The sequence below is a fragment of the Deefgea tanakiae genome (assembly GCF_019665765.1).
GTDB classification, from domain to species: Bacteria; Pseudomonadota; Gammaproteobacteria; order Burkholderiales; family Chitinibacteraceae; genus Deefgea; species Deefgea tanakiae.
This window is the reverse complement of sequence record NZ_CP081150.1, coordinates 1192444-1207331: the sequence shown is the minus strand read 5'-3', so window position 1 is coordinate 1207331 and position 14888 is coordinate 1192444. Positions and strand designations below refer to the sequence as shown.

Genomic DNA, 14888 nt, shown 5'->3' with positions numbered 1-14888 from the left:
GGTCGCATGATTATACGCAAGCCCATGGCGTTAAGTTCATTTGTTACGTAATAATCGCGCCACAGCAATGAGTACACTAACGATCTTTGCACCTTGCGCAAGCCGCCCTAATGCTGGATGAATCTGCGCCATTCCACCAGCGATACGGCTCAGAAAGCCCCATGACGCAATGCCGCCCATAAATGAACTCGCCACGCTCAAAGGCCGCCTAGACTCTAACAATTTAGTTTCTAATTGCAAGCGGTGTAATTGTGAGCGAAACACCAACTGCTGCTTTTTTTGTTCACGAATTGGATTGGCCATTATTCTGCCTCTGGATCAAGTCGTGGCGTAGAAAATGCAGCATTGATTAATTTCTTGTCCTGTGCAAACTCTTCGCTCGTCAATGGAAATGGTGAACTCAAACACGTCATTAATGCATTCAGCTTCCACCAAGCAAACAAGCCCAAGCCAGTAAAAATCAAAGCAAAAACAGCGCTAATTAAAATCCGAAACTCCCAAAAACCGAACAACACCGCCAGACCAAGAAACCCCAAAGCCATGACCAATAAAAAAGCAGCCGCAATCGCAAATGCGATCATGACTGCTAATCGGTCCAACTCATCACGCAGCTCAAGTCCGAACAAAGAAAACCGGGCGGAAATTAAACCGCCTAATGCAGATCGAATAGTAGAACTCATTTAGCGACGTGCGGCCAAGAAACCAATTAATAGACCTACCGCTGCACCGACACCGACTGCTTGCCACGGATGTGCTTGCACGAATTCATCGGTCTTTTTCGCGGCTACTTTTGCTTTCTCTACGGCAACGGATTCAATCTCGACTAGTCGATGCTTAGCGCTTTGTAAATTTTCAGCGATCTTGGCGTAGATTTTCTTTGATTCTTCTGGATTTGCATTCGCCGCCGCTTCGATTAGATCAGCGGTTTCACGAAGTACATCTTTGGCTTCATCAATCAACATCGATTCAACTTGCGACATAAGAAACTCCAAGTAAGAATTAAATTCAAGACTTCATACTAACAGGAGTACTCAGCCTTGCACAGGTAATATATACCATTAAAAAATACTACCGTAATCCGTTGTTATTTTCCATGTTGCGGCAGTAAGCCAAGCCGCTCATTAAAATCACGCCGAATCCGTGCATACGTACCATTCGATTGAATCGTTTTTAGGCCTCTTTCAAAAGCAGCCAACAATCGAGGTGCATCGGGATGTTTTTTTGAGAAATTCAAATACAAAAGACTTAACTCAACCGAGCCTACAATTTTGATCTTTCCACGCATTACTGGATCTGCATTGATCATTAACTGCGCGGGTGTTGTATTGATAATTGCGTATTGAATGCGTCGGCTCATTAGCTTTTTTAACTGAACGGCATCAGTCCGCGAAACATCTTTGCTGATTTTCTTATTTCGCATCAATGAAGTTGGATACGTGTAACCGTTGGTAGTACCAACAACGTACCCCTCTAAATCTTTAGGGCCCAAGTTTTGTAAAGCAGTCTCGCTCAGAGCCAAAATAGACAAACCTTCACTCAGTAAGGGCAGACTTGGCCAGAGGAATTTTTCTTTGTTCTCTTCAGTAATCGACGCATTAAAACACGCAACCGCCTGCCCATGCTCCACCTCAAACAAACAGCGTGCAAACGGTACAGGCATAAAGCGGACCTCGACACCTTGAGTTGCAAACGCAGCGCGAACTAAGTCAACCGACAATCCTTCCGCACTTTTTTTATTTGCCGTAATTGAAGAAAATGGCGCCCAGTCATCTTCAGCATTGATTGTTATCGTCTCCGCCAAAACATAAGGCATCACGCACAACAAAAGTACGATCTGCCGAATCAGCTTTAACATGGCGCGCACCTGCACAAAACAAAGTTAACAACTGTATAGTTTGAAAATGTAAGCAAAGCCATCCATTTTTATTAAACCGCACCTAAAATACGAACGTAAAAAAAAAGCCACCCTATAGGGTGGCTTTAACTTTAGTGACCAATCTAAATAATTAGATCATGCCTTTTGATTTCAGCAATTCAAACATTGTTTTGCCGATCTCAGCTGGGCTGCGTGTGTATGCAATACCAGCTTGTTCAAACGCTTTGAATTTCTCTTCTGCAGTGCCTTTACCGCCAGAGATGATCGCGCCAGCGTGGCCCATACGTTTGCCTTTCGGCGCAGTTACACCTGCGATGTAACCAACAACAGGCTTAGTCACGTAAGACTTAGCAAATTCAGCCGCTTCTTCTTCAGCCGAACCACCGATCTCACCGATCATCACGATCGCGTCAGTATCAGGATCGTCTTGGAACAATTTCAATGCGTCGATGTGCGAGAGACCTGGGATTGGGTCGCCACCGATACCGATACAAGTTGATTGACCCAAGCCAAGCGCAGTCGTTTGCGCAACAGCTTCATAAGTCAATGTACCAGAACGTGAAACGATACCGATACGACCTGGGTTGTGGATGTGCCACGGCATAATACCGATCTTGCACTCGCCCGGAGTGATAATACCTGGGCAGTTAGGGCCGATCAGACGGATACCCGCTTCATCAACCGCTTTTTTCACGTACAACATATCCAGCGTTGGTACGCCTTCAGTGATACATACGATCAATTTAACACCCGCATTTACCGCTTCAAGAATTGAATCTTTAGCGAATGCAGCAGGTACGTAGATGACTGAAGTATCAGCTTGAGTTTGCGCAACAGCATCGCGCATGGTGTTGAACACTGGCAAGCCAAGGTGCTCAGAGCCACCTTTGCCTGGTGTTACACCACCAACAACTTTTGTACCTACTTTCAACGCTTGCTCTGCGTGGAAAGTACCGTTTTTACCGGTGAAACCTTGCACCAGCACTTTTGTATCTTTATTAACCAAAACGCTCATGGTCTTTTCCTTTTATCCGTGCTGGTAATTACAAGGCTGCAACAGCAGCAACGATTTTCTCAGCTGCATCGTTCAAGCCTTGGGCTGAAACGAGTTTCAAGCCTGACTCATCCAAGATTTTCGCGCCGAGTTCAGCGTTGTTACCTTCCAGACGAACCACAACAGGCACAGTCACGTTCACTTCTTTCACTGCTGCGATAATCGCTTCAGCGATCATGTCGCAACGCACAATACCACCGAAGATATTGATCAAAACGCCTTTCACTGACGAATCAGCCAAGATCAATTTGAATGCTTCGATAACGCGTTCTTTCGTTGCGCCGCCACCAACGTCCAAGAAGTTAGCCGGTTGGCCGCCTTTCAGTTTGATGATGTCCATCGTCGCCATGGCTAAGCCAGCGCCGTTGACCATACAACCGATATTGCCTTCCAAAGCCACATAGTTGAGTTCGAACTCAGAAGCTTTCACTTCGCGCTCGTTCTCTTGTGACTTATCGCGTTGAGCGAGCAATTCTGGGTGACGGTACAAAGCGTTTGAATCCAAACCGATTTTCGCGTCAACGCAGCACAATTCGCCGTTTTCACGCAGTGCCAATGGGTTGATTTCAAACAAAGCGAAGTCATTAGCGATGAATGCTTCAGCAGCGCCCAACATCATTTTAGTGAAATGAGTAACTTGCTTGCCTTCCAAACCCAAGGCAAACGCGCAATCGCGTGCTTGGAATGGTTGCATGCCAACAAGTGGATCAACTGTAACTTTGATGATTTTTTCTGGCGTTTCTTCAGCCACTTTCTCGATCTCAACACCACCTTCAGTTGAAACCATGAACACAATGCGTTGTGAGCTGCGATCTACTACTGCACCAAGGTACAGTTCACGTGTTACTGGGTACATGTCTTCGCACACCAATACACTATGAACTGGCTGGCCGTCAGCATCAGTTTGATACGTCACTAAATTAGTGCCAATCAAACGAGTGGCTTCAGCCGCCGCTTCTTCGCGGCTTTTCACCACTTTCACGCCACCCGCTTTACCACGGCCACCAGCATGAACTTGTGCTTTAACTACCGCAAATTTGCCGCCCAATGCGTCATATGCAGCAGCAGCTTCTTCACCAGTCGTCGCCAAAATGCCACGTTGTACTGGCAAACCGTACTTAGCCAATAATTCCTTGGCTTGGTATTCGTGCAGATTCATCTCTATTAATCCTTTTTGAGGAGAGTGTTATAGCGAGGACTTAGCGCCCCCTTTAGGTACCACCGGTGGATATAAAAAATATCCACCAATACATTTAATAACTTGTGCAAAAGTTTTATGGCAAGGCATCGAAGTCGCAGACAGTACATTCAAGCACGGCAAGACGAGACAACGATGCAAGAAAACTTTTGCTTATCTACTTACGAATGCAGACCGCGTTTATCAACACCAAGCGCTGCTTCATGCAAAGCTTCAGACAATGAAGGATGTGCATGAACAATACGAGCGATGTCTTCACTTGACGCATTGAATTCCATCGCCACTACGGCTTCAGTAATCAACTCAGATGCAAATGGGCCAATAATATGTACGCCCAAAATACGATCTGTTTTCGCGCAAGCTAGCATTTTTACGAAACCAGCCGTCTCACCGAGGCCCAGTGCACGACCATTTGGGCCAAATGGGAACTGGCCTTTGCGATACTCAACGCCTTCCGCTTTCAATGCTTGCTCAGTTTTACCAACCCAAGCCATTTCAGGACTGGTGTAAATCACCCAAGGTACATTATTAAAGTCGATATGTGGATGTTGGCCAGCGATACGCTCTGCGACCGCAACACCTTCTTCAGATGCTTTGTGCGCCAACATCGGGCCACGAACTACGTCGCCAACCGCCCAAACGTTTGGCAAGTTAGTGCGGCAATCGCCATCCACAATCACGTAACCACGCTCATCGAGCGGCAAACCGACGGATTCAGCAGCCAGATTCCATGTGTTTGGCAAACGACCAATTGAAACGATCAATTTATCGAACACTTCGGTAAACGCATTACCTTCGCCATCGGTGTATTCAACGGTTACGTCGTTTTCACCTTTGGTGATATTGCCGATTTTTAGACTCGTTTTGATAACCAAGCCCAAATCTTTAGTGAAAATCTTGTGCGCTTCCTTGGCTATCGCTTCATCGGCAGCCAACAAGAAGCCAGGCGCGCCTTCGAGGATGGTGACTTCTGCGCCCAAGCGTTTCCACACTGAGCCCATTTCCAAACCGATAACGCCAGCGCCAATGACGCCAAGTCGTTTTGGCACAGCAGGAATCGACAATGCACCGTCGTTATCCAAGACCAAAATGTTATCTACTGGCGCTTGTGGCAATTGACGTGGTGTAGAGCCAGTTGCGATGATCACATGCGTGGTTTCAACGACTTCAACTTGGTCGCCATCAGTCACTTCAAGCTGCCATTTATCGCCAACGCGACCAACGATTTTGCCGTGACCGTGCAAGCTATCAACCTTGTTCTTTTTGAACAAATAGCCGATACCTTGCGTCAATTTGCTGACAATACCGTTTTTACGTTCGAGCATTTTGCTCACGTCAAACTTCATGCCTTCAACGGTAATGCCGTGCGCAGCAAATTTATGCTCAACGCGCTCAACATTCTCTGAAGATTCGAGCAAAGCTTTTGAAGGAATGCAACCCACATTCAAGCAGGTGCCGCCAAGCGAGGCTTTACCTTCTTTATTCTTAAATTCATCGATACAAGCGGTATTAAAGCCCAATTGTGCCGCGCGAATTGCAGCGATATAACCACCAGGGCCTGCACCAATCACGACAACGTCAAAAGATTTCGACATGTTTAAATTCCATCATTAACCCACAAGGGTATTTTAATGCAGACATTAGGGTATATCGGCTACGCCAATATACCCATTCAATATTACAAATCAAGCAATAAACGTGCTGGATCTTCGATCGCGTCTTTAATTGCCACCAGAGCCAATACCGCTTCACGACCATCAATAATGCGGTGATCGTAAGACTGAGCGAGGTACATCATTGGCAAGGCAACGATTTGACCATTCACAACCATCGCACGCTCTTTGGTCGCATGCATGCCCAAGATCGCTGATTGCGGTGGGTTGATAATTGGCGTCGACATCATCGAGCCAAACGTGCCGCCGTTAGAGATTGTGTATGTACCGCCAGTCAACTCTTCAACGCCCAATTTACCTTCTTGTGCACGTTTACCAAAGTCAGCGATGGTTTTTTCGATATCAGCCAAAGACAATTGATCAGCATTACGAATAATTGGCACCACCAAACCACGTGGGCTACCTACTGCTACACCGATATCAAAGTAACCGTGATAAACAATATCTTTGCCATCAACCGATGCATTCACGATTGGGTATTTTTTCAGCGCAGCAACAACGGCTTTCACAAAGAAACCCATAAAGCCCAACTTAACGCCGTGCTCTTTTTCGAACTTGTCTTTGTATTTATTGCGCAAGTCCATCACTGGCTTCATGTTCACTTCGTTGAACGTGGTCAGGATGGCATTGGTTTGTTGTGATTCAATCAAACGCTCAGCCACACGAGCACGCAAGCGGCTCATCGGAACACGTTGCTCTGGACGATCACCAATTGGTGTAGCCACCGGAGCAGCTGCGGCTGCTGTTGGTTTGCTCAAATGATTTTGTACGTCTTCTTTTAAGACGCGACCATCGCGGCCAGTGCCTGCTACATCAGCGAGATTAACACCCGCATCTGCAGCAAGTTTTTTCGCGGCAGGCATACCTACAACACCAGCGGCGGCTGGCGCTGCAACAGCTGCAGCTGCAACAGCTGCAGGCGCAGCAGCGGCTGGCGCAGCTTGAGCAACAGCAGTCGTGTCAATTTTCGCAATGATTTGTAAACTACCAACAGTGGCGCCGTCTTGCTCAACGATTTCAACCAATACGCCGGCTTGTTGCGCAGGGATTTCTAAAACCACTTTATCGGTTTCAAGGTCAATCAAATTTTCATCGCGAGCAACAGCTTCGCCCACTTTTTTCTTCCATGAAACCAAAGTGGCTTCTGATACTGATTCCGGCAATTGAGGCACTAAGACTTCTACAATCATTTTTAACTCCAGTGATCTTGGCTAAGACGCATTCAAGTGAGTATTCAACAAGACGCGGCGAGCACAAATGTGAACGCCGCGTTGGATTTACAGTTTCATCGCTTCTTCGACCAAGGCTTTAAGCTGTGCATTGTGCTTGCTCATATAACCCACTGCCGGTGACGCTGATGATGGACGACCTGCGTATTGCAATATTTGTTTGCTTTCAAGCACATCTTCCAAGCGGTGACGCAATTGATGCCATGCGCCTTGATTACGCGGTTCTTCTTGCGCCCACATAATCTCTTTTGCATTCGGGAATTTGCTCAATTCGGCTTTGAGTTCGTCCGCAGGGAATGGATAAAGCTGCTCAACCCGAACAATGGCAATGTCTTTGATGTCTCGCTCTTCGCGCCCAGCCAATAGATCGTAATACACTTGACCTGAACAGCAGATCACACGTTTTACTTTCTTCGCATCCAATTCTTGCGCCTCACCAATCACAGAACGGAATTCACCGCTTGTGAAGTGCTCGATTGGGCTCGCTGCATTTTTGGCCTTCAAGAGTTTTTTGCTCATGATGACAATCAACGGCTTGCGATAAGGACGCAAAACTTGGCGACGTAGCGCATGGTACATTTGCGCCGCTTCAGACAACATCAACACTTGTATGTTGTGCTCAGCACACAATTGCAAGTAGCGCTCAACGCGTGCAGAAGAATGCTCTGGACCTTGACCATCGTAGCCGTGCGGCAAGACCATGGTGAGACCACACAGACGACCCCACTTAGTTTCGCCAGAAGTAATAAACTGGTCGATTACCACTTGCGCGCCATTGGCGAAATCGCCAAACTGCGCTTCCCAGATCACCAATTCACTCGGCTCAGAGCAAGCATAACCATATTCAAAGGCCAACACCGCTTCTTCGTTCAAGATTGAATCAATCACGCGGAACGGAGCTTGGTTTTCAGACAAGTTTTGCAGCGGTGTATGTACGCCGTGATCCCATTTTTCACGATTTTGATCGTGTAAAACGGCATGACGGTGATTAAACGTGCCACGACCTGAGTCTTCACCCGACAAGCGCACACCATGACCTTCGGTCAACAATGTAGCGTAAGCAAGATGCTCAGCCATGCCAAAATCAACCGGAACATCACCAGCAACCATGGCTTTACGTTCGTTGATGATTTTCTCAACGTTAGGACGTAATTTGAAGCCTTCAGGAATTGTGGTGAATTTTTCCGTCAAGCGTACCAAGTCAGCTTTCGGTACTGCAGTCACCACAGGCTGACGCCAGTGCGTACCCAAGTATTTTGACCAGTCAATTGCGTGTGAACGTTTGTAATCAGTCAGCGTTGTTTTTTCAACGTGTTCACCGCGATCCAATGCATCACGATAGGCTTGAATCATGCCATCCGCTTCTGCCGCAGAAACTACGCCTTCTGCAATCAAACGATCGGCGTATTTACGACGTGCACCAGGATGCTTCGATACTTGGCGATACATCATTGGCTGAGTTACAAATGGATCATCCGCCTCATTGTGGCCGTGTTTACGATAGCAAACGAGGTCAATAACAACGTCTTTGTGGAATTTCTGACGGTATTTCAGCGCAGCATCTGTCACCAAACATACAGCTTCTGGATCATCGCCATTCACGTGGAAAATTGGCGCCTCAACCATTTTAGCGATGTCAGTACTGTAGATCGTCGAACGATTGTCGCGAATATCAGAAGTCGTAAAGCCCACTTGGTTATTGATCACCAAATGTACCGTACCACCCGTACCGTAACCACGCGTTTGCGACATATTGAAAGTACCTTGATTGGTACCCAAGCCAATAAACGCAGAATCACCATGAATTAACAATGGCAACACTTGATCGCCCGTTAAGTCTTTACGGCGATGTTGGCGTGCACGTACAGAACCTTCAACCACTGGGTTAACGATTTCCAAATGCGATGGATTAAATGCCAAGGTCAAATGCAATGGTCCACCCGCAGTTGGGATGTCCGAGCTAAAACCCATATGGTATTTAACGTCACCCGATGCAAGCGAAGTATCGTAACGACCTTCAAACTCGCCAAACAAATCACGTGGTTGTTTACCAAGGATGTTCACCAGCATATTCAAACGACCACGATGGGCCATGCCGATGACGATTTCTTGCACGCCAGACGCACCCGCAGCTTGCGCCAAATAATCCACCGCAGGGATCATTGAATCGCCGCCCTCGAGCGAGAAGCGTTTTTGACCGACATATTTTTTATGCAAATACTGTTCTAGCGTTTCGGCGGCAGTTACTTGCTTCAAAATGCGTTTTTTCTGCTCAACATTAAAGCTCGGTTGCGAACGACGCGATTCAAAGAATTCTTGCACCCATGCGCGCTCTTCTGCGTTAGTAACGTGCATGTATTCCAAACCGATGTTGCCGCAATAGGTTTGCTTTAAGAAGCTCAATACTTCAGCAGGTGTTGCGCGCTCAAGACCGACAATATTGGTACCCAACTTCACAGCCATGTCACTATCAGACAAGTTGTGCGTTTTAGGATCCAATTGTGGCATTGGCACTTTATCCATTCTTTCCAATGGATCCAATTGCGCACCACGACTACCCATAATCCGGTAGGCCGAAATCAAACGAAGTAAATTAACTTGACGTTCAATTGCAACTTCATCTACCACGCCCGCAGCGCGGATCGGTTGCTTGGCCAACTGACGGAATGACTCTTCGATTGGCGCACGTGCGATATCACGCGCAGCCGAACCTGGTGTCATTTGCAACTTATCAAAATAAGCGCGCCATTCAGCATCCACTGAAGTTGGATCAAACAAATATTGTTCGTAGAGGTCTTCTACGAACGGAGCGTTCCCGCCAAAAAGCTGAGAATTTGTTTCGAGTTCTTTCATCATTGCCGTGTATTCCAGTTTTTATCCGCCCTACTTGCAAGCTGATGCAAATACTTTGCAAATAGCAGTAAGGCCGGTCAATGCAGCTACGCCCCGACAACATCATCAGGGCGCAGGAACGAGGTCTTAGCCGCGTTTATCCATAGGTACATAGTCGCGTTTTTCAGCGCCGGTATATTGCTGGCGAGGACGACCGATTTTCATGCCTGGATCCGAAATCATTTCATTCCAGTGGCTAATCCAACCTACCGTACGGGCCAAAGCAAAGATCACTGTAAACATCGGCACTGGGATACCCAAGGCCGATTGAACGATACCTGAGTAGAAGTCCACGTTTGGATACAATTTACGCTCGATGAAGTACGGATCTTCCAAAGCGATTTTTTCCAATTCCATTGCCAATTTGAATTTCGGATCGTTTTGTAGGCCCATTTCATTCAAGACTTCGTGACAAATGCGGCGCATTACATTGGCGCGTGGGTCGGTGTTTTTATAAACACGGTGACCAAAGCCCATCAATTTATGCGTTTTCGCCTTCACGCCTTCCATAAATGCAGGTACGTTTTCAACTGAACCGATTTCATCCAGCATCACCAATACGGCCTCATTAGCACCACCGTGTGATGGGCCCCATAGGCAAGCGATACCAGCAGCGATACATGCAAATGGATTTGCACCTGATGAGCCTGCCAAACGAACCGTTGAAGTTGAAGCGTTTTGTTCGTGGTCAGCATGCAATGTGAAGATCACATCGAGTGCGCGAACTAGTACTGGATTTGGTTTGTATTCTTCGCAAGGCGTAGAGAACATCATGTGCATGAAGTTCGCGGTGTAGCTCAAATCGTTACGAGGGTAAACGAATGGCAGGCCTTGGTTGTAGCGGTAGCACATTGCGGCAATAGTTGGGATTTTCGAGATTAAGCGGAAAATCGCTACTTTGCGATGCTCTTCGTTGGTGATATCCAAACTGTCTTGATAGAACGCAGACAGAGCGCCAACAACACCCACCATCATCGCCATTGGATGTGAGTCACGACGGAAGCCCTTGAAGAAAGCTGTCAATTGCTCGTGAATCATCGTGTGGCTCATGACGGTTTTTTCAAACTCAGCTTTTTGTGCTGCGTTTGGCAATTCGCCATTGATCAACAGGTAGCATACTTCGAGGTAATCAGCTTCTTCTGCCAATTGCTCGATAGGATAGCCACGGTAGTACAACTGGCCCAAGTCACCATCAATAAAAGTGATTTTTGATTCGCAGCTTGATGTTGCCAAAAAGCCTGGGTCAAAAGTAAACATCCCCGTTTGTGAAAACTTACGGATATCTACAACATCAGGACCTAATGTGCTCTCTAAAATTGGGAAATCGAGCGTATTTTGTCCGTCGTTGTACGTCAGCGTGACTTTCTTATCCATCTATAAGACTCCTGTTAAACAATTCGGCGTAAGCCATTATTTACTGTTTGCGGCGCTGATGCGCTCAATCATCACGGCAAGCTGTGCATCAGGACACACCGACTTACCGTTGACATACTCTAAAAAGTCCCAGTCTGGCAGCATTAAAACTTGCTCATACACGGCCAATTCAGACTCAGATAAAGTGGGTAGAACATCCGAAACAAAACGCTCTAGTTGCAAATCCAACTCTAATAATCCACGACGTGAGCGCCAAATAATCCGCTTTAGTTCTACTTCATCCATCTTCAACCCCTAAGGGTATAACCACCCAGCCATTTTTTATTAATGCCTAGATGGCAATACCCATCAACTAATGCGTTTTACCATCAAGTCTTTAATCTTACCAATCGCTTTGGTCGGATTAAGCTCTTTCGGACAAACGTCAACACAGTTCATGATGCTATGGCAGCGGAACAAACGATATGGATCTTCTAAGTTATCCAAGCGTTCGCTGGTAGCCTCGTCACGCGTATCAGCAATAAAGCGGTACGCAGCAAGCAAACCAGCGGGTCCAACGAACTTGTCAGGATTCCACCAGAATGATGGGCATGAAGTCGAACAGCAAGCGCACAGAATACACTCGTACAAGCCATCAAGTTCTTTACGATCTTCTTGGCTTTGCAAGCGTTCACGGTCTGGCGCAGGGCTGTCGTTGATCACGTACGGCTTGATCGAATGATATTGCTTGAAGAACTGAGTCATATCGACGATCAAGTCACGAATTACTGGCAAACCTGGCAATGGACGAACTTCAATCGGCTGTTTAAGCGTGTCGATGTCGGTAATACAGGCCAGACCATTTTTGCCATTGATGTTCATTGCATCCGAACCACACACGCCTTCGCGGCATGAACGGCGGAATGACAACGATTCATCAACGACTTTCAGTTTTACCAGCGCATCGAGCAGCTTGCGTTCAGTGGTGGTATCCACTTCAACGCTAATGTCTTGCATGTACGGCTTAGCGTCTTTATCTGGATCGTAACGATAAACGCGAAAATTTACGGTTTGGGTAGTCATAGCAACCTCTTAGTATGAGCGAGTCTTCAACGCAACCGAATCAACAGTCAGCGGCGTTAAATTGACGGGTTTATATTCAAGGCGATTGTCTGAGCTAAACCACAGGCTGTGTTTCAGCCAGTTTTTATCGTCACGACCATTCGGTTGTTCTGGGCTATCAATCGCATCATCACGTACGTGGGCACCACGAGATTCAGTCCGCGCATTGGCAGAAATCATCGTTGCTTTTGCAACTTCGATTAGATTTTCTAATTCCAGTGCTTCTAGGCGAGCCGTGTTGAACGTTTTTGATTTATCAGCAATGACCGTTGTTTTGATCATTTTTTCAACTTCAAGAATCTTCGTCACGCCTTCAGCCAGCATGTCTTTGAATCGGAATACACCTGCATGCGCTTGCATTGTGCGCTGCATCGCCAAGCGAGCTTCGTTTACATTCGTACCCGTTGTTTGATTGTCCAAACGAGCAACACGGGCCACTGAACGCTCAACGTCTTTCATTGAAATTTCCGGGAACGACTCATGATGCGATTTGATGTAATCGATCATTGAATTGCCTGAAGACTTACCGAACACCAGCAAATCGAGCAATGAGTTAGTGCCCAAACGATTTGCACCATGCACCGAAGCACATGCGCACTCACCCGCAGCATAGAACCCTTTCACGGTTTCATTACCAACCACAACTTCACCTTTATAATTGGTCGGAATACCGCCCATTTGATAGTGGCAAGTTGGCACCACTGGAATCGGTGCTTTAATTGGATCAACACCGGCAAACTTGATCGAAATTTCACGGATACCCGGCAATTTCGACATGATGACTTCTGGATCTAAATGCGTAATATCAAGCAAAACGTGATCTTTATTCGGGCCGCAACCACGGCCTTCGTTAATTTCAGTCACCATCGCACGTGAAACAACGTCACGTGAAGCCAAATCTTTGGCATTTGGCGCGTAGCGCTCCATAAAGCGTTCGCCATCAGAGTTGCGCAAAATGCCGCCTTCGCCGCGAACACCTTCGGTAATCAATACACCCGCACCAGCTACACCAGTCGGATGGAATTGCCAGAATTCCATATCTTCCAGCGGCACGCCTGCACGCGCAGCCATACCCAAACCATCGCCAGTATTAATAAAGGCATTGGTCGAAGAAGAGTAAATACGGCCTGCACCGCCCGTGGCAAACAAGGTTGCTTTAGCTTGGAAGATCACGATTTCAGATGTTTCCATCTCCATCGCCACAACACCTTGAACTTCGCCATTTTCATCGCGGATTAAATCAAGCGCCATCCATTCAACGAAGAATTGAGTATTTGCGCGAACATTACGTTGGTACAACGCATGCAACATTGCGTGACCAGTACGGTCAGCAGCGGCACAGGCGCGACGAACTGGCTTTTCGCCAAAGTTGCTCATGTGGCCGCCGAATGGGCGCTGATAAATCGTACCATCGCTATTACGGTCAAACGGCATACCAAAGTGTTCAAGCTCAATCACAACTTTTGGTGCTTCACGGCACATAAATTCAATGGCGTCTTGGTCACCCAGCCAGTCCGAACCTTTTACAGTGTCGTACATATGCCAAGTCCAATGATCCGGCTCTGAATTACCTAACGAAGCAGAAACACCACCTTGCGCCGCAACGGTATGTGAGCGAGTTGGAAATACTTTTGACAACACGGCGGTTTTTACACCTGCCTCAGACAATTGCAATGCAGCACGCAAACCTGCGCCACCCGCACCGACAATCACAGCATCAAATTTTCTAACTGGGATTGGACGTTTAGATTGTTCTTGACTCATAAAACACCCCATACAACTTTAACCATGTAAATCAAGCTGCCAATCAGCCAAAGAAGTGTCAGCACGTGCAAAGTTAGCTTTACGCCGATATGCTGAACGTAATCCATCCAAATATCACGAACGCCAACCCATGCATGCCAAAGCAAAGCAATGATCGTAATCGTCGTTACAATCTTCACCCAAGTACAGGCGAACAATTCTTGCCACGCTTCAAACGAAGCACCATTAGCAAATAAAATGAATGCCACGACACCCAAGGTGTACGCCAGCATAATTACAGCAGTAACGCGCTGCACCAACCAATCGCGCAAACCATAGTGCGCACCAACAACGTGACGATTTACCATGTGATTGCTCCAATAATAACGGTCAGTGTAATACTCACGACCATAACGAGTTTTGACGTCATACGAGCTGTTTTCAGATCCACACCCTTATGAATATCCATCATTAGGAAGCGGATCCCCGCACAGGCGTGATGCAAATAGGCCCACAGCACGCCAAGCAAAAACAATTTAACCACCGGATGAGCGATACACTCTTTGAATGCAGCAAAGCGCTCTGCACTTGATAAAGATCCTTCTAAGGCGTAAAGCATAAAAGGTATTGATAAAGCCAACAGTGCACCACTAATACGGTGCAAACCTGAAACAATAGCGGGCAACGGAAACTTGATGACCATTAAGTTCAGATGCTTTGGGCGTGCTTTTTGCATGCGCTCATTTCC

Annotated in this window: 15 protein-coding genes; all 15 read right to left on the bottom strand. The window is 46.9% G+C overall.

Features of this window, described 5'->3' with window-relative positions; all coding sequences use genetic code 11:
* Window positions 1-36: 36 nt before the first annotated feature.
* The 15 genes from K4H28_RS05700 to sdhC all read right to left on the bottom strand — a co-directional run bounded on the left by K4H28_RS05700 (window position 37) and on the right by sdhC (window position 14876).
* Complete coding sequence (locus tag K4H28_RS05700; RefSeq protein ID WP_221007414.1) at window positions 37-303, bottom strand: hypothetical protein; 267 nt, start codon at window positions 301-303, stop codon at window positions 37-39.
* Entirely contained in the window at window positions 303-680 is a 378-nt protein-coding gene (locus tag K4H28_RS05695; RefSeq protein WP_221007413.1) for a phage holin family protein, read from the bottom strand. Before K4H28_RS05695 ends, K4H28_RS05700 begins: the two co-directional genes overlap by 1 nt.
* The gene (locus tag K4H28_RS05690; protein ID WP_221007412.1) at window positions 681-980 is read right to left on the bottom strand and encodes an ElaB/YgaM/YqjD family protein; all 300 of its coding nucleotides are present in this window, start codon (window positions 978-980) and stop codon (window positions 681-683) included.
* Between the two features lie 104 nt (window positions 981-1084).
* On the bottom strand, window positions 1085-1855 hold the full coding sequence (locus K4H28_RS05685; RefSeq protein WP_221007411.1) for a substrate-binding periplasmic protein: 771 nt from the start codon (window positions 1853-1855) through the stop codon (window positions 1085-1087).
* Window positions 1856-2006: 151 nt separating this feature from the next.
* Window positions 2007-2891 carry a succinate--CoA ligase subunit alpha gene (gene sucD, locus K4H28_RS05680; protein ID WP_221007410.1) on the bottom strand — a complete coding sequence of 295 codons (885 nt, stop codon included), beginning with the start codon at window positions 2889-2891 and terminating at the stop codon, window positions 2007-2009.
* 28 nt (window positions 2892-2919) lie between these two features.
* Window positions 2920-4089: an ADP-forming succinate--CoA ligase subunit beta gene (sucC, locus tag K4H28_RS05675; protein ID WP_221007409.1), complete on the bottom strand. Its 1170-nt coding sequence runs from the start codon at window positions 4087-4089 to the stop codon at window positions 2920-2922.
* A 200-nt stretch (window positions 4090-4289) separates the two neighbouring features.
* Entirely contained in the window at window positions 4290-5723 is a 1434-nt protein-coding gene (lpdA, locus tag K4H28_RS05670; protein WP_221007408.1) for a dihydrolipoyl dehydrogenase, read from the bottom strand.
* 83 nt (window positions 5724-5806) lie between these two features.
* Complete coding sequence (odhB, locus tag K4H28_RS05665) at window positions 5807-6991, bottom strand: 2-oxoglutarate dehydrogenase complex dihydrolipoyllysine-residue succinyltransferase (RefSeq protein ID WP_221007407.1); 1185 nt, start codon at window positions 6989-6991, stop codon at window positions 5807-5809.
* An 87-nt stretch (window positions 6992-7078) separates the two neighbouring features.
* Window positions 7079-9886: a 2-oxoglutarate dehydrogenase E1 component gene (locus K4H28_RS05660; protein ID WP_221007406.1), complete on the bottom strand. Its 2808-nt coding sequence runs from the start codon at window positions 9884-9886 to the stop codon at window positions 7079-7081.
* Between the two features lie 123 nt (window positions 9887-10009).
* A complete protein-coding gene (gene gltA, locus K4H28_RS05655) occupies window positions 10010-11296 on the bottom strand; it encodes a citrate synthase (protein ID WP_221007405.1) in 1287 nt (428 codons plus the stop codon).
* Between the two features lie 36 nt (window positions 11297-11332).
* Window positions 11333-11581, bottom strand: a complete 249-nt coding sequence (locus tag K4H28_RS05650) for an FAD assembly factor SdhE (RefSeq protein ID WP_221007404.1) — start codon at window positions 11579-11581, stop codon at window positions 11333-11335.
* A 63-nt stretch (window positions 11582-11644) separates the two neighbouring features.
* Window positions 11645-12358, bottom strand: coding sequence for a succinate dehydrogenase iron-sulfur subunit (locus tag K4H28_RS05645; RefSeq protein WP_221007403.1), 714 nt, complete (start codon window positions 12356-12358; stop codon window positions 11645-11647).
* Between the two features lie 9 nt (window positions 12359-12367).
* Complete coding sequence (gene sdhA / locus K4H28_RS05640; RefSeq protein ID WP_221007402.1) at window positions 12368-14161, bottom strand: succinate dehydrogenase flavoprotein subunit; 1794 nt, start codon at window positions 14159-14161, stop codon at window positions 12368-12370.
* Window positions 14158-14508: a succinate dehydrogenase, hydrophobic membrane anchor protein gene (gene sdhD / locus K4H28_RS05635; protein WP_221007401.1), complete on the bottom strand. Its 351-nt coding sequence runs from the start codon at window positions 14506-14508 to the stop codon at window positions 14158-14160. Before sdhD ends, sdhA begins: the two co-directional genes overlap by 4 nt.
* Window positions 14502-14876 carry a succinate dehydrogenase, cytochrome b556 subunit gene (gene sdhC / locus K4H28_RS05630; protein WP_221007964.1) on the bottom strand — a complete coding sequence of 125 codons (375 nt, stop codon included), beginning with the start codon at window positions 14874-14876 and terminating at the stop codon, window positions 14502-14504. The genes sdhD and sdhC overlap by 7 nt, the downstream gene beginning before the upstream one ends.
* Window positions 14877-14888 lie beyond the last annotated feature (12 nt).